Origin of the sequence: Methylorubrum suomiense, from assembly GCF_022179765.1 — a bacterium.
GTDB classification, from domain to species: Bacteria; Pseudomonadota; Alphaproteobacteria; order Rhizobiales; family Beijerinckiaceae; genus Methylobacterium; species Methylobacterium suomiense.
In genome coordinates, this window is sequence record NZ_BPRE01000001.1 from 323100 (window position 1) to 340777 (window position 17678).

A 17678-nucleotide genomic window follows, 5' to 3' on the forward strand; every position below is an offset into this window, starting at 1 on the left:
GATATTGGAAGGATTGCAGGGAACTGGCCGCGCCCCGACTCGGAATTTTCATTTTTATACGGATGTTACCGATGATCTGGTGGACCCCGCACGAACGGGAGCGTCCTTTCGGACGGCGCCCCCGCCGCGAGAGCGTGTGAGGGAATGATCGTGGCTTCTCTCGTCTGCCTCGTTGCCGGAGCCTTTCTGGCCGGCATCGCCCATCGCTTCGATGAACACGTGTCGATCGCCGAATCCATCGCTGGTGGATTGTTGATCCTCGGTCTCGCCTTGATCGGCAGCGGCTTGCCGATCTTTCGCTAGAGGATCGGCCCGAGAGGCGGACGCCGACTTTCGGGCCGATGCGGTCCGAGAGGCGAGGGAATCATCCTGGACCTGAAATCCGCCAGCACGCTTCGCGAGAGCCGATGCGGCGAGACCGGGGGGCACGGAAGCGGGCCCCGCGTCATCGGACCGAGCGTGGTCACGCGGCGCGATCCGACGGGAAGCGAAGGGCGCTCGAAGAGGCTGTGGTCGGCACCGAGTCCCAGGGCGCGTTCCGCCGGACGTCTCAGGCGACGAGGCGGCGGGCCGCGAGGCGAGTCTCGATGGCGTCCCAGATCGGCCCCGCGAGGTCCGGCCCGCCGAGTCGCTTGATCGTGCGCACGCCCGTCGGCGACGTGACGTTGATCTCGGTGAGATGCCCGTCGATCACGTCGATGCCGACGAGGATCAGGCCGCGCCGCCGCAGCTCCGGGCCGATCATCGCGCAGATCTCGCGCTCGCGCTCCGTCAGGTCGGAGGCGCCGGCCGCGCCGCCACGCACCATGTTCGAACGGATGTCGCCCTTCGCCGGCACCCGGTTGATCGCGCCCATGGGCTCGCCCTCGACGAGGATGATGCGCTTGTCGCCCTCGGTGATCTTCTCGAGGAAGCGCTGCACGACCCATTGCTCCCGGAAGGTCGCGGCGAACAGGTCGAACATCGAGCCGAAATTCGGATCCTCCTCGGAGACCCGGAACACCGCCGCACCGCCATGGCCGTGGAGCGGTTTCATCGCGATGGTGCCGTGCTCGGCCCGGAACGCCTCGATCTCCGCGCGGTCGCGGGAGATCAAGGTCGGCGGCATGAGGTCGGGAAAGTCGAGGACGAACAGCTTCTCCGGCGCGTTCCGGACTTCCGCCGGATCGTTCACCACCAGCGTGCGGGAGGCGATCTTCTCCAGCATGTGGGTGGCGGTGACGTAGGCCATGTCGAAGGGCGGGTCCTGACGCATCAGCACCACATCGACCTCGGCGAGGTCGATCCGCTCCGGCGGGCGCAGCGTGGCGTGCGCCCCCTCAACATCCTGCACCGTCACGGGCGCCGCATGGGCGGTCACGCGCCGCCCCTGAAGCGAGAGCCGGTCGGGCGTGTAGGTGTAGAGGGTATGGCCGCGCCGCTGGGCCTCCAGCATCAGGCCGAACGTCGTGTCGCCCGCGATGCGGATCGACTGGATCGGGTCCATCTGGACCGCGACGGTCAACGCCATGCTCGTCCCCGCGTCTTCATCCCGCCGCCCGCCTCACGCCTACCGGGTGATCAGTCGTCCGCCTGTCCGGCGCCCTTGGTCCGCCCGCTGCGCTGCGAGCCACCGCCCGTGCGCTTGTCGTAATCGGTAATGGCCGAACGGCATTCCGGCGAGAGGCGCGAGCGGTTGCGGGTCATGCAGGCTTCGGCGTCCGCAGAGTTCGGATCGACGCCCGCGCAGAGGCGGAAGTAATCGTTGGCGCAGCCGAGCTGCAGCCCCTGGTCTTCGCGCTGGGCCTGGGCCGGAGTGACGGCCAGGGCCACGAGGGCGAGGGGGGCGAATCGCAGAGCCACCGACAATCCCCGCAGCGTACGGGATCGTCTGCCAAGTCGTGAGAAGTCCGGACGCATCCTGCCTTGTCCTTCGCTCGATCGAGAGGGGCTCACGACCCCGCATATCGGTCATCCCGCCGCGTTAGCAAGCGCAGCATCGGCCCCCCGGCGCCGTCCTGCCCCGCTTCCGCCGAACGGTGATCGACCCACCGCGACGGCGATCCGCCCACGAAAAAAGGCCCCGCAGCGGATCGCGCGCGGGGCCGAAGTCGAAGGGAGGATAAGCCCGCCATGGGCACGGACCTCGAAGCAAGGAGCAGGCCGGTGTCGCGCGGATGCCACCTGCGACGCCTCGCCGCTGCCGCCGGCGCGGATGAGACGCCTCGGGCCGGCCAGCGAAACATTCCGTTAACCACGTCGTGGTGAGCTTGCGTCGAAAGCCCGGCCGGACGGACCAGCCCGTCCACGGTGGCCGTGCCGCACCCTGTCCGACCCGTCGCGGCGGGCCGGGGCGGGCGGACGCCGACTTCACAGCATGACGGGACAGGCTCATGACGCCTTCAATCCAACGACCTTCGACCGCCGGCCGCGAGCGCAGCGCGGCGGTGATCCCCTTCGCCGCAGCCGCGACGCGGCGTCCCCGGCGCGAGGACGATGCCCCCCGCGGCCAGATCCTGCTCTTCACGGGCGTGCGCTACGAGAGGCTGCCGGACGCGGACGCCCCGGCGGTCCCGCAGCGCCGCCGCTCGTGATCCACGAGGGCGGACCCCGTTTTCTCGCCGCGCTGCTCGCGGCCTCGCTCGCCGCCTGCGCCCAGGAGGGCGATTTCGGGCGGCCGTCCAAGAGCGCGTGGAACGGCCTCGTCGAGACCACCGGCGCGATCGCGGCCCGCGAGCGCGGTCTTCAGGTCTCCCGCTCGCCGCTGACCGACGACGAGGAAATCCTCCGTGATCGGGCGTGGCGCTTCCTGATGCCGGCGCAGGGGCGCGCGGCGTTCGAGGATGCTCTGGCCAATCTCACCCGCATGCGGGCGCTTCCGACCGCGTGGCGCTCCGACGACTTGGCGTCCTACCACGACGGCCTGCTCGGCGAGGGGTTTCGCTCTCCCTACTCCCGCTACCGCCGCCTGTCCGAGGACGCCACCGCCGATGGTCGGCTGATTCCCTCCTTCACGTCCATCGCCGCCCGCGTGTTCGAGGCGGACACGATGCGCCTGCGGGCGCTGCCGCTCGCTCGGAGCCTCGACGAGGAGGATCTGCGCCAGGCCGCGATCCGGGTCGCCGAGAACCGCTGCCTCGTCGCCTGGGTGCGCCTGGAGACCGGGCTCCGCATCGCGCGCTACCGCTATGCCCTTGAGCATTTTCTGGTCGAGATGCCCGGCCGAGAGGCGGTGCCCGCCGAACAGGCCCTGGCCTTCCTCGAAGGCCGCCGTGGCCTGCTCGACCCGCTGCTGCCGCGGGAGGCCGCCGAGCGCTGCGGGCTCGTCGAAGGCGCCGCGCCGGTGGCCCTGGCTCCGCCGGTCGTGGCCAAGTATTAGGCCGTCCCGAGCCCGAAGCACCCAGGACCCCATGCGAACCATCGTCTACGCGGATGGCGGCTGCGACCCCAATCCCGGCCCCGGCGGCTGGGGCGTCGTGATCCAGGACCCCGCCGGCACGGTCGAGCTGTGCGGGGGCGAGCGCGCCACCACCAACAACCGCATGGAACTGACCGCCGCGATCAGCGCGCTGGAGCATTTCCCCGCGGGCGCGCAGATCGAGATGCGCTGCGACAGCCAGTACGTGGTGAAGTCCGTCACCGAGTGGATGCGTGGCTGGAAGGCCCGCGGCTGGCGCACCGCCACCGGGCCGGTGAAGAACATCGACCTGATGCAGCGCCTCGATGCGCTCGCCGCCGCCCGCGACATCTGCTGGACCTGGGTGCGGGGCCATGCCGGCGAGGCGGGCAACGAGCGCGCCGACCGCCTCGCCGCGCAGGGGCGCCGCGAGGCGCTGCTGGGCATCACGGGCACGTCGTCCGCCGCCACCACCGCGGCGTCCGCGGCCGCATCCTCCTCGGTCGCCGCTTCCGCGACCAGCGAGGCTTCGGCCTCCGCCACGATGCCCGTCTCGGCGCCGCCGAGCTCGGCTCAGGCCAAGGTCGAGGCCAAGACCAGTCCGGTCCAGCTCCCCTCCGATCTCGTCGGGGCCCTGTCCCGCGCCGCCGCCCGGGCCGACACGACGCCCCAGGCGCTCCTGGAAGAGGCCGTGCGGCTCGCCCTCGACCTCGGCCCCGCCGGCATCGCCCGCGTGCGGGCGGAGTGTTCGCGAAAAGCCTCCTGAGGGCGCCGGATGGACATCGCCGATTTCGACCGCCCCGCCGCGACCGTCGCGGCGGCGCTGATCGGGCATGTCCTCCTCGTCGAGGGCGTCGGCGGCACCATCGTCGAGACCGAAGCCTATGACCGCACCGACCCCGCCTCCCACAGCTTCGCGGGGCCGACCCGGCGCAATGCCAGCATGTTCGGGCCGCCGGGGCGGGCCTATGTCTACCGCTCCTACGGCCTGCACTGGTGCCTGAACCTCGTCTGCGAGAGCGGCAGCGCCGTGCTGCTCCGGGCGCTCGCCCCATCGGCGGGTCTCGACACCATGCGCGCCCGCCGCGGCCTCGACGATCCGCGACGGCTCTGTGCCGGCCCCGGCCGCCTCGCCCAGGCCCTCGGCATCGACGCCTCGCATGACGGCGCGGCGCTCGACCGGGCGCCCTTCGCCTGGGGTCCGCCGGAGGGTCCGGTGGCGGTGGCGGCCACGACCCGCATCGGCATCACCAAGGCAGCCGAGACGCCGTGGCGCTTCCTGCTGGCCGGCTCGCCCTATGTCAGCCGACCGCTGCCGCGGACGCGATAGGGCTGTCCGGCACCACGCATCTCCCATTCACCCCCCGCATCCCGAGGCCTCGCTCCGCTTCGCGCCTCAGGATGCGGGGATGGAGGGAAGGGGGAGTGTCAAAACCGTCAGGTCTCGACGAGGCCGGCGCTCGATTCCGACAAGCCATGCCCGTGCGGCTCGGCCAGATAGGCCTCCGAGCGCATCTCGATCAAACGGGAGACGGTGCGATCGAACTCGAAGGCCTCACGGCCGTCCGTCGCGGTGTAGAGCCTCGGCGGCTCGGCCTCGGCCGAGGCGACGAGCTTCACCTTGGCGTCGTAGAGCGTATCAACCAGCGTGATGAAGCGCTTGGCCTCGTTGCGCTCGGCCTCGCCCATCACCGGGATCCCGGAGACGATCAGTGTGTGGAAGGTGACGGCGAGCGCCATGTAATCGGAGGCACCCAGCGGGTTTCGGCACAGATCGTCGAAGGTGAAGCGGGCCACGCCCCCCGCCTCTTCCGGCACCGTCACCGTGCGGCCCTTCACCCGGATCGTGCCGGGGCGGCCCTTCGCCTTGCCGGTGAGCCCGCGGAAGGCGGCGTCGAGGGCTTCCGCCGCGGCGGCATCCGCGGGCACATGGTAGACCGAAGCGCCGCCGAGCTTCTCCAGGCGGAAATCCGTGCGGGAATCGAGGCGCAGAACGGTCACGCGCTCCTTCAGCTCCGCCACGAAGGGCAGGAACAGGGCACGGTTGAGCCCGCCCTCGTAGAGCCGGTCGGGTTCGACATTCGAGGTGGCCACCACCGTGACGCCGTGCCGGAACAAGGCCGCGAACAGGCGGCCGAGGAGCATCGCGTCGGCGATATCGGTGACGGTGAACTCGTCGAAGCACAGGAGCGTGGCCTCCGCCGCGAGCGCCTCGGCGACCGGCGGGATCGGATCGTCGCCCTTGGCCTCGCCGCTCTTCACCGCCTGCCGATGGGCATGGATGCGCTCATGCGCGTCGGCCATGAAGCCGTGAAAATGCACCCGCCGCTTCGGACCGGGTGCCGCCTCGTGGAACAGATCCATCAGCATGGTCTTGCCGCGGCCGACCGAGCCCCAGACATAGAGCCCCTTGGTCGGCTCCGGCCCGTCGTCCTTGCGGCCGAACAGCCAGCCGAGCGCGCTGCCCTTCTTCGCCCGCCGCCGCCGCGACAGGGCCTGCACCAGGTCGTCGAGAGCCGTCACGAGGCGCATCTGCGCCGGGTCGCGCTCGATCGTCCGGGCGGCGACGAGGGCGTCGTAGCGCTGACGCACCGGGCCGGGGGAGACCGCGCCGGCGACGGCGTGGTCGGAAGGGGCGAGCTTGTCCGTGGGCATCCCGGGCCGCGTCGATGAGCGGCCCTCTCCGGCCGAAGGGTCTCCTAGTGCCGCGCCCTCCGATCCGGATCAAGCCGAAGGGCCGCCGCGGACCGGGGAACGCCGCCCGAGGCGGGCCGTCGTGGCATGCCACGTCATGATCCGGTGATCCGTCTCCCGAGGCCCGAGACGCGGGCGCCGCCGGCTCGGGGGCAGACCGGCGCGCACAAGGCAGCCATGCAGCCCAACCGGCCGATTCGGCATTTTGCTGCGTTGCAACAAATCCGGTTCGTCGCCAGTTTCCGCCCCGGGAGGGGGAGCGTCGCCGCCATCGACATGCGTCGAGCAGGCACTGAAGTGAAGTCGCGTCTCATGTCCTTATCGGACGTTTCCTCCCGCACCCCGCCCGCCGCGGGGACGATCTGCCGCCGTCTCTGGCCGAGCGACGCCGCTGCCGTGCGGGCGCATTTCCTGCGCCTCGACCCGGAAGCCCGCGCGAGTCGCTTCATGGCCGCCCTCGGCGACGGCGCCGTGGCGGCCCATGCCGACCGCGCGATGCGGGCGCCGGGGCTGATGTTCGGCCTCTTCGTCGACGGCGTCCTGCGGGGATTGGCGGAACTGCGTCCCCTCGGCGTCGAGGGACGGTCGGGCCGGTTCGGCGTCCGGGCCGAGGGCGCGCTCGCCGTCGAGCCGGGCTTTCGCCGGGCCGGTCATGGCGGCCTGCTACTGGAGCGCCTGGCCGAAGCCGCCCGGAACCGCGCCGTGCGCGAACTCCACCTGCGCTGCCTGCCCGCGAACGCGGCGATGCGGCGCCTCGCCGGCCGTCTCGGCGCGGAACTTCGCCTCCGCGACGGCGAGAGCGAGGCGAAGCTGCGCCTCACGCGGCCGACGATGCTCTCGCTCTGGCGAGAGGGCGTGGAAGGGATGCTCGATCTCGGGCTCGCCGCGGCGGCGGCCCCGGCCCCGCTGCCGCGGGCCGCATAGGAATTGCGGCGTCAGGCCGCCTCGCCGGGCCAAGCCACGATCCGCTCGACATACTCCTCTTCCAAGAATTCCTCCTCGTTGCCGGAGACGCGTCCGCGCACGGAGATGCCGGCCTCGTGGACACTGGCCCTGCGCCCGGAGATCAACGGGTGCCAGCCCGGCAGGTCGCGGCCCTCGCGCACGAGACGGTAGGCGCAGGTCGGCGGCAGCCACGGGATCTCGCGCACGGCCTCCGGGGTCAGCCGGACGCAATCCGGCACGCGCTTGGCCCGGTTGCGGTAGTCGCGGCAGCGGCAGGCATGGGCGTCCAGCAGGGTGCAGCCGATATCGGTGTGGTGGATCTCGCCGGTATCGTCGTCCTCGAGCTTCAGGAGGCAGCAGCGACCGCAGCCGTCGCACAGGCTCTCCCACTCCGCCGGGTTCATTTCTTCGAGGGTCTTGGTCCGCCAGAACGGCCCCTCGCCGCGCTCCGCCATGATCTCGGCGCCTCGCCCTGTTTCGTCACGTTCCATTCCGGGACGGGGCCCCTCCTGCCGCATGGCGGGGGAAGGGGCAAGCGCGGCCGCTCCATGATTCGCCGCCGTCATGACGGGGCCGCGGCGATCCGGCGCCCGCCCTCCGCCACACCTGTGCCCGGATCGGCGGTGAGGTTGGAGCCGGATCGACCCCGTTAAGGTTAAGTGAAACTCAAGACCCGCCGGATGGGCCGGCGGTGCGGACGCTGCGTTCCTTAACGGATACGAAAGCTCGCAGCCTCGCCCCTGTCCTGATACAGAACGTGGGGGGATCGTCGCGGACGGAAGGCCGGGTGCTCCAGGCCGGCCTCGAATGGAAGAAGAGCGGATCAGCCCGTGCGCCTGCCCAGCCTCCAGTCGCTGAAGACACGGCTCTCCCGGGGCGCGCTCGCCTTCGATGCCTGGGTCAATGCCGGGCTCTACGAGGGCGGCCATTCCACCACCGAAGCCTATGAGCGCTTCCAGGCCCGGATGCAGATCTTCGCCTTCCGTGGCTGGAAGCGCGTCGCCCTCGATCTGACCAGCGAGGGCATCACCATCGGCACGGCCGGGGCGATGCTGCTGCTGTTCCTGGCCCAGCCCGCCTTCAACCTCACGAGCGACAACTGGCTGAAAGCCCAGGATCTCGCCGTCACCTTCCTCGACCGCTACGGCACCGAGGTCGGGCGGCGCGGCATCAAGCACGACGACTCGCTCAAGTTCGACGACTTCCCCGAACTGATGATCAAGGCGCTGCTCTCGACCGAGGACCGGCGCTTCTACGAGCATTACGGCATCGACCCGATCGGCACCGCCCGCGCGCTCGTCTCGAACTCGTCCGGCAAGGGCGGGACGCAGGGCGGCTCGACGCTGACCCAGCAGCTCGCCAAGAACCTGTTCCTCTCCAACGAGCGCTCGCTGGAGCGCAAGGTGAACGAGGCGTTCCTGGCCTTCTGGCTGGAGAGCCACCTCACCAAGAACCAGATCCTCAAGCTCTATCTCGACCGCGCCTATATGGGCGGCGGCACCTTCGGCGCCGTGGCGGCGGCCGATTACTATTTCGGCAAGCGGCTTCAGGACGTGACCCTGGCCGAGGCCGCGATGCTGGCGGGCCTGTTCAAGGCGCCGACGAAGTACTCCCCCAACGTCAACCTGCCCGCCGCCCGCGGCCGGGCGGTGGACGTGCTGCACAACATGGTCGAGGCGGGTTTCGTCACGGAGGGCCAGATCCAGACGGCCTTGCGCAACCCGGCCACCCCGGTCACGCGGACCCGCGACATCACCGCCGACTACTATCTCGACTGGGCCTTCAACGAGGTCCGGCGGATGGCCGATGCCGGCAAGCTGCGCTCCGACCGGGTGCTGACCGTCAAGACGCCGCTCGATCTCTCCATCCAGAGGTCGGCCGATCAGGCGGTCGAAGGCATGTTGCGGCGCCTCGGCGATCAGTACGACGTGGACGAGGCGGGCGTGGTGATCCTCGATCCGGACGGGGCGCTCCGGGCGATGGTCGGCGGGGCCGATTACGGCGAGAGCCAGTTCAACCGCGCCACCGACGCGCTGCGCCAGCCCGGCTCCTCGTTCAAGCCCTACGTCTACGCCGCGGCCCTGGCCTCGGGCCTCTACAAGCCGGATTCGCCCGTGGTCGATTCGCCGGTCTGCGTCGGCAATTGGTGCCCGCAGAATTACGGCCGTTCCTATTCCGGCCGCCAGCCGCTGTGGCTCGCGGTGGCGAAATCCGTCAACACGATCCCGATCAAGATCACCACGGCCATCGGCAAGGGCATGGGCATCACCCACGAGTGGAATGCCGCCAAGGCGGGGCGCGCCAAGGTGATCCAGCTCGCCAAGGCGATGGGCGTGACGACGCCGCTGACCGACACGCCGTCCCTGCCGATCGGCGCCACCGAGGTGACGGTCATGGATCAGGCCGCGGGCTTCGCCGTGTTCGCCAATGGCGGTCGGCTCGCCAAGCCCTACGCCGCCGTCGAAGTGAAGAATTCGAGCGGCGAGGTGATCTACCGCCACGCGGACGAGAAGCCGGTCCAGGTGCTGTCGTCCCAGGTCACCGCCGACATGAACTACATGCTTAACAAGGTGGTTGAGGAAGGCACCGCGCGCAAAGCCCAGATCGAGGGCGTGAAGGTGGCGGGCAAGACCGGCACGACCAACGGCTACCGCGACGCGTGGTTCGTCGGCTACACCGGCAATTACGTCGGCGCCGTCTGGTACGGCAACGACGACCACAGCCCGACCAACAAGATGACCGGCGGTTCGCTCCCCGCGATGACGTGGCACGAGATCATGGCACCGGCGCATCAGGGCATCGAGCTGAAGCCGATACCGGGGCTGAACGACCGCAAGGGCAGCCCCCAGGTGGCCCAGGCCGAGACGACGGGTACGGCGGCGAGCGCGGGCGGACGGCTGTCGCGCCGCTCCTTCGAGGTCCTGTCCGGCCTCAACGGCCTGTTCCGCAGCGTCGAGGCGGAGCGGTCGGCCGCGACGCAGCCGGGCGCGGACCGGCCGGCGCGCCAGGGCGCCCTCGGCACGCAGCGCCAAGTGCCCGGCCTCGCCCCGGTCGATGTCGCCGAGGGCGCCCGCGCCACCGGCTTCGGAACGCCCTGAGCGCTCCGGCATGGACATGCAGGCACCGACCGGATCCGGCCCGGCGGCCCGGACGCCCGCACGGCGGGGGACGCTCTCCGGCCTCGGCGCGCATCTGCGCGGCGCGGTCTCGCGCAGTTCGCGGGTCGGGCTCGTCGTCTACGCGCTGACGCTCGGCGGCATCCTCGGCCTCGTCAGCGCCGACTACGCCACGAGCGGCGGCTACCCCTTCGGCGGCACCGCGATCGGCAGCTGGACGGCTTGGCCCAAGGCCGGGTCCCTGGATGCGGACCCCTATTCGCGTGCCGTCAACGCGCGGCGCGGCGACATTCCCCTCGCGGTCGGCGAGGGCATGCTGCTCACGGCCGCCGTGGACGATGACGGCCGGGCGCTGGACGCCGCCTGCACCTACCGGCTCTCGGGCATGACGCCCCCGGCCCGCGCCTGGACGCTCACCGTCACCGGCCGCGGTGCCACGGAGCAGGCGCCGATCCGCGAGGGCTTCACCTCCACCGAGATCCTCCGCGAGGCCGACGGACTGTTCGCGATCCTTCTCTCCCCCGAGGTCCAGCCCGGCAATTGGCTGCCGATGCCGCGCCCGCGCGGGCCGGTGCGCCTCGCCCTGCGCCTCTACGACACGCCGGTGGCCGCGAGCGTCAGTTCGCTCGACCGGGACAGCCTGCCGGCGATCGCGCGCGTGGGATGCGCCCGATGAGACGGGGCCCGTTCCTCCTCGCCACCGCCGCCGGGCTGGTGCTGGCCGGCCTCGTCCACGTCGCGACCGTGCTGGCGATCCCGCGCTTCGCGGAGAGCGACGCCTTCTCCCGGGCGCAGGCCTCCGAGACCCTCGACCACCCCTTGCGCATCCACGGATTGTCCGGCGAGGCCCCGCCGCAGGAATCCTGGTTGCCCAACCCCGATCCGGCGGTGTCGGTGGGCGTCTGCTCCTACGATCTCGACGATGGGCCGATGCGGGTCTCGGCCCAGGCGGGGACGCTGATGCTCTCGGTCTCGGTCCATGCCCGGCGCGGCGCCTTCTACGCGCTGACCGATCAGGCGGCGGTGCGCGGCGGCCTCGACCTCGTGGTGATGACCCGGGCGCAGCTGGACGAGGCGCTCGCCAACGATGTCGCCGGCGAGGTGACCCGGGACGTGCGGATCGTCGCGCCCGCCCGCCGGGGCTTCGCGGTGGTCCGGGTCATCGCCGCCCTGCCGAGCCAGCGCGCCGCCGCCGACGCCGCGGTCCAGGCGGTCGGCTGCACCATCGACAGTCCGGCCGAGCCGACGGCGGAGGACGGCAAGGGCTGATCCCCCTGCCCCGCCCCCCCGCGGCGGCGAGCGGGGCGCTCCGGCGTCGTTCGAAGCCCCAACAGTCCCGGTTCGCGCTATACTGCCCCGGTGCCGCCCGCCGCCCGCGTGCGGGCCGAGGACCGGACGCGCCGCGCCCATGGACGACCACACCGAATTCTGGTTCGCGGCGGGGATCGTCGGGATCGCGCTGATCCTGTCGGCCTTCTTCGCGGGCGCCGAGACCGCCTTCACCGCCGCTTCCCGGGCCCGAATCCTGGCTCTGGAGAATGCGGGCAGCCGGCAGGCCGGCATCGTCAACCGGATCCTGGCCGGGCGCGAGCGGTTCATCGGCGCGATGCTGATCGGCTACAACGTCGTCGCCATCGGCGCGGCGGCCTTCACCACGGGCGTCCTGGTCCACCTGTTCGGCAAAGTCGGCGTGCTCTACGCCACCGCCGCCCTGTCGGTGCTCGTCATCGCCTTCGCGCAGGTGCTGCCCAAGACCCTCGCGATCAACAATCCCGACCGGATCGCCCTCGCCTCCGCCCGGCCGGTCGCCTTCGCGGTGGGGCTGCTCGGGCCGTTGGCGCTCGCCGTCGAGGCGCTGGTTCGGATGCTCCTGCGTCCCTTCGGCCTGTCGATCGATGCGGGCCGCTCGATCCTCACGCCCACCGAGGAGATCAGGGGCCAGGTCGCCCTGCTCCACCGCGAGGGCGGGGTCGAGAAGGCGCAGCGCGACATGCTGGGCGGGCTGCTCGATCTCGGCGAGCTGACGGTGGCCGAGGTGATGGTCCACCGCACCAAGATGCGCACCATCGACGCCGGCCTCTCCTCAGAGGAGATCGTCCGGGCGGTGCTGGCCTCGCCCTACACTCGCATGCCGCTCTGGCGGGACAGCCACGAGAACATCGTCGGCGTGCTGCACGCCAAGGATCTGCTCCGGGCGCTGGATGCCGCGGGCGGCGTCGCGGCGGGCCTCAAGGTCGAGGCCTTGGCGCTGGAGACGTGGTTCGTGCCCGACACCACGACCCTGCGGGACCAGCTCAAGGCCTTCCTGAACCGCAAGACGCACTTCGCCCTGGTGGTCGACGAGTACGGCGAGGTGATGGGGCTCGTGACCCTCGAGGACATCCTGGAGGAGATCGTCGGCGACATCGCCGACGAGCACGATGTCGCCGTCTCCGGCGTCCGGCCGCAGGCGGACGGCTCGGTGCTGGCCGAGGGCAGCGTGGCGGTGCGCGACCTCAACCGGGCGATGGACTGGAACCTGCCCGATGCCGAGGCCACCACGGTGGCCGGCCTCGTGATCCACGAGGCCCGCGCCATCCCGGATGCCGGCACCGCCTTCAACTTCCACGGCTTCCGATTTCAGGTTCTGCGCAAGGCGCGCAACCGCATCACGTCGCTCCGCATCACGCGCCTCACCCCGGTCCCGGCGGCCCGTCGGGAGGCGTGAGGCACCCAACCAAGTCCACCACCGGACGGCGCATTGGAGCCATCACCTGAGCGGGGGGTTGCGCTGCGCACAGTTTGATTGTGCCCTGCAAGATGTTCCTCTAATGTCTGGCACTTAGGTCTGTCGCACGCTGTCCGCCGCGCGATCATCCCGGCCTTCGCGCATTTCCGGCGTGTTGGGCTGATGTTCGTGCGGTTCATCGTGCGTGCGCGGAGCCAGACTCGCCTTCGGCGGGTTGGCACTTCCGGGGGCCGATCATACTTGAGGTGGTTCGCCGCCCGTGCCCTGCCGTGTTCGACTCACAACCCACGGAGATCGAGGCGGGACGCGACGCGTAGTGAGGATCGACGATGAGTGACCTGGGACGGGACGACCCGCAAAGACTGGACAATCAGCTCTGCTTCGCCGTCTACGCAGCTGCGCACGCCTTCGGCCGCGCCTATCGCAACCTGCTCGCGCATCACGAGCTGACCTACCCGCAATATCTCGTGCTGCTGGTCCTCTGGGAAGAAGAGGGCCTGTCGGTCAAGGAGATCGGTAGCCGGCTCTTCCTCGATTCCGGCACGCTCACGCCGCTGCTGAAGCGGCTGGAAGCCTCGGGTCATGTCCGCCGGGCTCGCGACCGGCCGGACGAGCGACAGGTCAGCATCTTCCTGACCGAGAAGGGGCGTGGCCTCAAGGGACAGATGGACTGCGTGCCCAACACGGTCGGCGGCATGACCGGCATGTCGCTGGCGGAACGCCGCACGCTGCTGGAGAGCCTCGCGATGATGCGCGACTCCCTGCATGTCGGTGCGGCTGGCACGGATGCCGTCGCCGAACACGGCTGATCGGAATCCTCGGCGCGGCGGACCTGCGTCCCAGTTCGACAAAAAGCCGCCTCGAAACCGAGGCGGCTTTTCCGTTAGGCGCCGGACACGGAATCCGGCGCAACGCGTCCGGTCAGGACTTGGTCTTGAGGTAGGCGATGATGTCGTCGACCTTCTTCTCGTCCTTGATGCCCGGGAAGACCATCTTGGTGCCGGGGACCTTCTTCTTCGGGTCGATCAGCCATTCCTTGAGATTGGCCTCGTCCCAGGTGAGGCCCGAGTTCTTCAGAGCTTCGGAGAAGGCGTAGCCGTCACGGCCCTGGCCAGCCTTCTCGCCGACGATGCCCTTGAGCTGCGGACCGACGCCGTTCTTCTCGAAGTTGTGGCAGGACTTGCAGGGCGCGAAAGCCTTCTCGCCAGCGGCGGCATCGCCCTCGGCCTGGGCGGCGACGGGCAGAAGCAGCGCGAAAGCGGCGCCGAGGATCAGATGACGCATTGTCGTTTTCCTCCTTGGATGCGGCCGGTTCCGGCGCGCGCGTGCAGAGGTTTCGTTCCTGAGAAAGACCCGCACGGCCTTGGGCGATGCGGGCCCCGCGAGTTTCGCTCACCCTCCGCACGGTATGAGCGAAACCGAAAAGGCCCGGCTGCCTGCAGCCGGGCCCTCGGACCCTTTCGGGATCAGGACTTGGACTTGAGATAGGCGATGACGTCCTCGACCTTCTTCTCGTCCTTGAGGCCCGGATAGGCCATCTTGGTGCCCTTCACCTTGTTGGTGGCCGGGCCGATCAGCCATTCCTTGAGGTTGGCCTCGTCCCAGGTGAGCCCGGAATCCTTGAGCGCCTGCGAGTAGCTGTAGCCTTCGGCCGAAGCCGCCTTGCGCCCGACGACACCCTTGAGGTTCGGGCCGACGCCGTTCTTCTCGAAGTTGTGACAGGCCTTGCAGGGTGCGAACGCCTTCTCGCCGGCGGCGGCATCGCCCTCGGCCTGGGCTGCGATCGGCATCAGCACTGCGAGAGCGGCGCCGAGGATGAGGTGACGCATCGTGTTTTTTCCTCCGGGGGGCGACCCACGTGCCCCCGCTTGCGGCAGAGCTTCCTGCCTTAGAACAGATATAGACTAAGCTGTGCCACCGTCCAGTCGAGCTGACACCCGGTAACGCATGTCAGGCACCTCAGGGTTCCGGCCCCCGCGCGACGGTACGGCGGCGTGCGCCGCCCGGCGTTTCGCGCTACACTCGATGTCTATTCGGCGCCCGATCCTGTCGAAGATGGCTGACGCAACGCGGACACGTGTGCGCAATCGCCTCGGCAAGAATCCGACTACGGTGCCCACAGAACAATTCGAGGAGATGCCGGCCATGTCGATCGCCTTTCCCACCCCCGATGCGGACGTCGTCGCCCGTCGCGAGGCGATCGTCGAAGGCTTAGCCGCGCTCGTCGCCCCCGAGGCGCTGGTGACCACCGAGGACGAGCGCCGCGCCTTCGAGACCGACGGGCTCACCGCCTACCGCAAGATGCCGCTCGCCGTGGTGCTGCCCTCCACGACCGAGGAGGTTTCGCGGGTCATGGCCTTCTGCCACGCCAACGGCGTGCGCGTGGTGCCGCGGGGGGCCGGCACCTCCCTCGCGGGTGGGGCCATCGCGCAGGAGGACGCGATCATCCTCGGCGTCGGCAAGATGACCCGCATTCTCGATCTTGATTTCGCCAACCGCACCGCGCGGGTCGAGGCCGGCATCACCAATCTCGCGATCTCGGGCGCGGTGGCGCATGAGGGCTTCTTCTACGCCCCCGATCCGTCCAGCCAGCTCGCCTGCACCATCGCGGGCAACATCGCCATGAATTCGGGCGGCGCCCATTGCCTGAAATACGGCGTGACGACCAACAACCTCATGGGCGTGACGCTGGTGACCAACGACGGCACCGTGGTCGAGCTCGGCGGCCAGCATCTCGATGCCGGCGGCTACGATCTGCTCGGCCTGATCTGCGGCTCCGAGGGACAGCTCGGCATCGTCACGGAGGCGACCGTGCGCATCCTGCGGGCGGCGGAGGGGGCCCGGCCCGCCCTGGTCGGCTTCTCGTCGGTGGAGGATGCCGGTGCCTGCACCGCCGCGATCATCGCCGCCGGCATCATCCCGGTCGCCATCGAGTACATGGACCGGGAGGCGATCCTCATCACCGACGATTTCTCGGGAGCCGGCTATCCGCGCGACGCCGCCGCGATGCTGATTATCGAGGTCGAGGGGTCGGACGAGGAATGCACCGACATGCTGGCCCGCATCGAGGCCATCGCGGCGCGCTTCAACCCGACCAGCATCCGGGTCTCGAAGTCGGAGGCCGAGTCGGCGGCGATCTGGAAGGGACGGAAATCCGCCTTCGGCGCCACCGGCCGCATCTCCGATTACATCTGCATGGACGGCACGATCCCGACCGGCCAGCTCGGCCCGGTGCTGGAGCGCATCGGTGCGATCTGCGCCGATCAGGGCCTGCGCGTCGCCAACGTGTTCCACGCGGGCGACGGCAACCTGCACCCGCTGATCCTGTTCGACATCAACAAGCCGGGCGAGTTGCAGAAGGCGGAGGCCGCGGGCGACGCGATCCTCAAGCTCTGCGTCGAGGTCGGCGGTTGCCTCACCGGTGAGCACGGCGTCGGCATCGAGAAGCGCGAGCTGATGCGCTTCCAATACGCTCAGGAAGACCTCGAGCAGCAGATGCGGGTGCGCAACGTGTTCGACCCCGCCTGGCTGATGAACCCCGCCAAGGTGTTTCCGCTGGAGGGCCGGGTGGCCGCCTGAGGGTTGCGCGGATGCCCCGTTACTTCTTCCACACCCGGATCGGCGACGCCCTCCTCACCGACGAGGAGGGCGTGGAGCTGCACGATCCCGACCATGCGTGGCGCGTCGCCCGGGCGACGATCCGCGAGAGCCTGTCCGAGGAACCCGATACGAGCCGGCTGATCACCGCGAGCCTGATCGTCGCGGACGCGTCCGGCGAGACGGTGTTCGAGTTTCCCTTCTCGGAAGCTGTCGATACACCGCCGGAGGGCGACGACACCCTCCACTGACGCCGGCGCCGGGCCTTACCCGGCCGGGGCGGCGCGCTACCCCTCGGGCCCCAGCCGCTCGCAGCGGAACGCGCCGTAGCCGCTCCGCGCCAGCCGTTCGGCGAGGGCGGGCAGGAACTGTTCCGCCTCGGCGGCGAGCGTCCAGGGCGGGTTGATGACGATCAATCCGGTGCCGGACAGCCGCGTCAGGTCGTCGGGCCGCTCGATCATGAGGTCGAGGCGCAGAGCCGGCCGCTCCAGACCCGCATCGAGCGCGGCGGCCATCCGGTCGATCCCGGCGGGATCCTTGATCGGATACCAGCCCAGGAAGATCCCGGTCGGCCATTTGCGCGCGGCCTTGAGCAGGCTCGTGCCCAGCCGGTCGATCTCGCCGCGCTCCTCGTAGGGCGGGTCGATCAGCACGAGCCCCCGGCGCTCCGGCGGCGGGATCAGGGCGTTGAGGGCGGTCCAACCGTCGAGATGGAGCACCTTGGTGCGGGAATCGCTGGCGTAGCGCGCGGCGAGCGTCGCGGCATCGACCGGGTGCAATTCGACGAACACGCCCTTGTCGCCCGCCCGCAGGGCCTCCCGGATGATCGCGGGCGAGCCCGGATAGACCGTGGCGCCGTGGCGGGCCCGCACCGCCGCCAGGGCCTCCCGGTAGGGAACGAGCAGCGCTTCGATCTCGGGCGGAAAGGGCGTGTCGAGCCGGCCGACCCCGTCATGCCACTCGCCTGTGCGCCCGGCCTCGTCGGCATCGAGATCGTAGAGCCCGATGCCCGCATGGGTGTCGACGGCGCGGAACGGCTTCGGCTTGGCGGCGAGGTGTGCTAGCACCCGCACCAGCACGAGATGCTTGAGAACGTCGGCGAAATTGCCGGCATGGAAGGCGTGGCGATAGTTCACCGGACGGCCGGGGGCTCCGCCCGATCCTCGTTCCGTCGCGATCGGACCATGATGCCAGCTTTCCTGTTGCGCGGGTTCGGGGACGG

General features: G+C 70.2%; 20 protein-coding genes. 13 read left to right on the forward strand and 7 right to left on the reverse strand.

Annotated features, from left to right (window positions below):
- Positions 1–144: 144 nt before the first annotated feature.
- Positions 145–303 (forward strand): hypothetical protein, encoded by a 159-nt coding sequence (locus MFF26_RS01530; protein ID WP_171015524.1) that lies wholly within the window; start codon positions 145–147, stop codon positions 301–303.
- A 247-nt stretch (positions 304–550) separates the two neighbouring features.
- Here MFF26_RS01530 and gshB read toward each other — a convergent pair whose 3' ends face one another.
- Both gshB and MFF26_RS01540 read right to left on the reverse strand, forming a co-directional pair.
- Entirely contained in the window at positions 551–1510 is a 960-nt protein-coding gene (gene gshB / locus MFF26_RS01535; protein ID WP_137830609.1) for a glutathione synthase, read from the reverse strand.
- 50 nt (positions 1511–1560) lie between these two features.
- A complete protein-coding gene (locus tag MFF26_RS01540; RefSeq protein ID WP_137830608.1) occupies positions 1561–1899 on the reverse strand; it encodes a hypothetical protein in 339 nt (112 codons plus the stop codon).
- Between the two features lie 473 nt (positions 1900–2372).
- On the opposite strand from MFF26_RS01540, the gene MFF26_RS01545 reads away from it, so the two are divergent.
- The 4 genes from MFF26_RS01545 to MFF26_RS01560 are packed head-to-tail and all read left to right on the forward strand — an operon-like array spanning position 2373 to position 4706.
- Positions 2373–2573 carry a hypothetical protein gene (locus tag MFF26_RS01545; RefSeq protein WP_137830607.1) on the forward strand — a complete coding sequence of 67 codons (201 nt, stop codon included), beginning with the start codon at positions 2373–2375 and terminating at the stop codon, positions 2571–2573.
- Positions 2573–3358 (forward strand): hypothetical protein, encoded by a 786-nt coding sequence (locus MFF26_RS01550; protein WP_137830624.1) that lies wholly within the window; start codon positions 2573–2575, stop codon positions 3356–3358. Before MFF26_RS01545 ends, MFF26_RS01550 begins: the two co-directional genes overlap by 1 nt.
- 31 nt (positions 3359–3389) lie before the next feature.
- Positions 3390–4142: a ribonuclease HI gene (gene rnhA / locus MFF26_RS01555; protein WP_238307407.1), complete on the forward strand. Its 753-nt coding sequence runs from the start codon at positions 3390–3392 to the stop codon at positions 4140–4142.
- 9 nt (positions 4143–4151) lie between these two features.
- Positions 4152–4706, forward strand: a complete 555-nt coding sequence (locus MFF26_RS01560; protein WP_137830605.1) for a DNA-3-methyladenine glycosylase — start codon at positions 4152–4154, stop codon at positions 4704–4706.
- 107 nt (positions 4707–4813) lie between these two features.
- Here MFF26_RS01560 and zapE read toward each other — a convergent pair whose 3' ends face one another.
- A complete protein-coding gene (gene zapE, locus MFF26_RS01565) occupies positions 4814–6031 on the reverse strand; it encodes a cell division protein ZapE (RefSeq protein WP_137830604.1) in 1218 nt (405 codons plus the stop codon).
- Positions 6032–6382: 351 nt separating this feature from the next.
- Here zapE and MFF26_RS01570 point away from each other — a divergent pair, with 351 nt between their 5' ends.
- Positions 6383–6994 (forward strand): GNAT family N-acetyltransferase, encoded by a 612-nt coding sequence (locus MFF26_RS01570; protein ID WP_137830603.1) that lies wholly within the window; start codon positions 6383–6385, stop codon positions 6992–6994.
- Positions 6995–7005: 11 nt separating this feature from the next.
- On the opposite strand, the gene MFF26_RS01575 is transcribed toward MFF26_RS01570, so the two are convergent.
- The gene (locus tag MFF26_RS01575) at positions 7006–7470 is read right to left on the reverse strand and encodes a YcgN family cysteine cluster protein (protein WP_238307452.1); all 465 of its coding nucleotides are present in this window, start codon (positions 7468–7470) and stop codon (positions 7006–7008) included.
- A gap of 375 nt (positions 7471–7845) precedes the next feature.
- Between MFF26_RS01575 and MFF26_RS01580 the strand changes: the two genes are divergently transcribed.
- From MFF26_RS01580 to MFF26_RS01600, 5 genes are all read left to right on the forward strand, one after another.
- A complete protein-coding gene (locus tag MFF26_RS01580; RefSeq protein WP_137830602.1) occupies positions 7846–10113 on the forward strand; it encodes a transglycosylase domain-containing protein in 2268 nt (755 codons plus the stop codon).
- Between the two features lie 10 nt (positions 10114–10123).
- A complete protein-coding gene (locus MFF26_RS01585) occupies positions 10124–10807 on the forward strand; it encodes a DUF1214 domain-containing protein (RefSeq protein WP_373324327.1) in 684 nt (227 codons plus the stop codon).
- Positions 10804–11400, forward strand: coding sequence for a DUF1254 domain-containing protein (locus MFF26_RS01590; protein ID WP_373324328.1), 597 nt, complete (start codon positions 10804–10806; stop codon positions 11398–11400). The genes MFF26_RS01585 and MFF26_RS01590 overlap by 4 nt, the downstream gene beginning before the upstream one ends.
- Positions 11401–11539: 139 nt before the next feature.
- The gene (locus MFF26_RS01595) at positions 11540–12838 is read left to right on the forward strand and encodes an HlyC/CorC family transporter (protein ID WP_137830600.1); all 1299 of its coding nucleotides are present in this window, start codon (positions 11540–11542) and stop codon (positions 12836–12838) included.
- Between the two features lie 350 nt (positions 12839–13188).
- Complete coding sequence (locus tag MFF26_RS01600; RefSeq protein ID WP_137830599.1) at positions 13189–13668, forward strand: MarR family winged helix-turn-helix transcriptional regulator; 480 nt, start codon at positions 13189–13191, stop codon at positions 13666–13668.
- Between the two features lie 112 nt (positions 13669–13780).
- On the opposite strand, the gene MFF26_RS01605 is transcribed toward MFF26_RS01600, so the two are convergent.
- Complete coding sequence (locus MFF26_RS01605; RefSeq protein WP_137830598.1) at positions 13781–14143, reverse strand: c-type cytochrome; 363 nt, start codon at positions 14141–14143, stop codon at positions 13781–13783.
- A 182-nt stretch (positions 14144–14325) separates the two neighbouring features.
- Positions 14326–14688 carry a c-type cytochrome gene (locus MFF26_RS01610; RefSeq protein WP_137830597.1) on the reverse strand — a complete coding sequence of 121 codons (363 nt, stop codon included), beginning with the start codon at positions 14686–14688 and terminating at the stop codon, positions 14326–14328.
- 316 nt (positions 14689–15004) lie between these two features.
- On the opposite strand from MFF26_RS01610, the gene MFF26_RS01615 reads away from it, so the two are divergent.
- Together MFF26_RS01615 and MFF26_RS01620 are read left to right on the forward strand one after the other, a co-directional pair.
- Complete coding sequence (locus tag MFF26_RS01615) at positions 15005–16438, forward strand: FAD-linked oxidase C-terminal domain-containing protein (protein ID WP_137830596.1); 1434 nt, start codon at positions 15005–15007, stop codon at positions 16436–16438.
- Between the two features lie 11 nt (positions 16439–16449).
- Positions 16450–16707, forward strand: a complete 258-nt coding sequence (locus MFF26_RS01620; protein ID WP_137830595.1) for a DUF6894 family protein — start codon at positions 16450–16452, stop codon at positions 16705–16707.
- 36 nt (positions 16708–16743) lie between these two features.
- Here the strand turns inward: MFF26_RS01620 and MFF26_RS01625 are convergent, their stop codons facing one another.
- Positions 16744–17592: a 23S rRNA (adenine(2030)-N(6))-methyltransferase RlmJ gene (locus MFF26_RS01625; RefSeq protein WP_137830594.1), complete on the reverse strand. Its 849-nt coding sequence runs from the start codon at positions 17590–17592 to the stop codon at positions 16744–16746.
- Positions 17593–17678: the final 86 nt, after the last annotated feature.

Coding starts and splice junctions, on each gene's coding strand:
- MFF26_RS01585 (WP_373324327.1), top strand. CDS start 10,124: ATGGACATGCAGGCACCGACCGGATCCGGCCCGGCGGCCCGGACGCCC.
- MFF26_RS01560 (WP_137830605.1), top strand. CDS start 4,152: ATGGACATCGCCGATTTCGACCGCCCCGCCGCGACCGTCGCGGCGGCG.
- MFF26_RS01615 (WP_137830596.1), top strand. CDS start 15,005: ATGTCGATCGCCTTTCCCACCCCCGATGCGGACGTCGTCGCCCGTCGC.
- zapE (WP_137830604.1), bottom strand. CDS start 6,031: ATGCCCACGGACAAGCTCGCCCCTTCCGACCACGCCGTCGCCGGCGCG.
- MFF26_RS01595 (WP_137830600.1), top strand. CDS start 11,540: ATGGACGACCACACCGAATTCTGGTTCGCGGCGGGGATCGTCGGGATC.
- MFF26_RS01545 (WP_137830607.1), top strand. CDS start 2,373: ATGACGCCTTCAATCCAACGACCTTCGACCGCCGGCCGCGAGCGCAGC.
- rnhA (WP_238307407.1), top strand. CDS start 3,390: ATGCGAACCATCGTCTACGCGGATGGCGGCTGCGACCCCAATCCCGGC.
- MFF26_RS01620 (WP_137830595.1), top strand. CDS start 16,450: ATGCCCCGTTACTTCTTCCACACCCGGATCGGCGACGCCCTCCTCACC.
- MFF26_RS01530 (WP_171015524.1), top strand. CDS start 145: ATGATCGTGGCTTCTCTCGTCTGCCTCGTTGCCGGAGCCTTTCTGGCC.
- MFF26_RS01600 (WP_137830599.1), top strand. CDS start 13,189: ATGAGTGACCTGGGACGGGACGACCCGCAAAGACTGGACAATCAGCTC.
- MFF26_RS01540 (WP_137830608.1), bottom strand. CDS start 1,899: ATGCGTCCGGACTTCTCACGACTTGGCAGACGATCCCGTACGCTGCGG.
- MFF26_RS01575 (WP_238307452.1), bottom strand. CDS start 7,470: ATGGCGGAGCGCGGCGAGGGGCCGTTCTGGCGGACCAAGACCCTCGAA.
- MFF26_RS01605 (WP_137830598.1), bottom strand. CDS start 14,143: ATGCGTCATCTGATCCTCGGCGCCGCTTTCGCGCTGCTTCTGCCCGTC.
- MFF26_RS01610 (WP_137830597.1), bottom strand. CDS start 14,688: ATGCGTCACCTCATCCTCGGCGCCGCTCTCGCAGTGCTGATGCCGATC.
- MFF26_RS01570 (WP_137830603.1), top strand. CDS start 6,383: ATGTCCTTATCGGACGTTTCCTCCCGCACCCCGCCCGCCGCGGGGACG.
- MFF26_RS01590 (WP_373324328.1), top strand. CDS start 10,804: ATGAGACGGGGCCCGTTCCTCCTCGCCACCGCCGCCGGGCTGGTGCTG.
- gshB (WP_137830609.1), bottom strand. CDS start 1,510: ATGGCGTTGACCGTCGCGGTCCAGATGGACCCGATCCAGTCGATCCGC.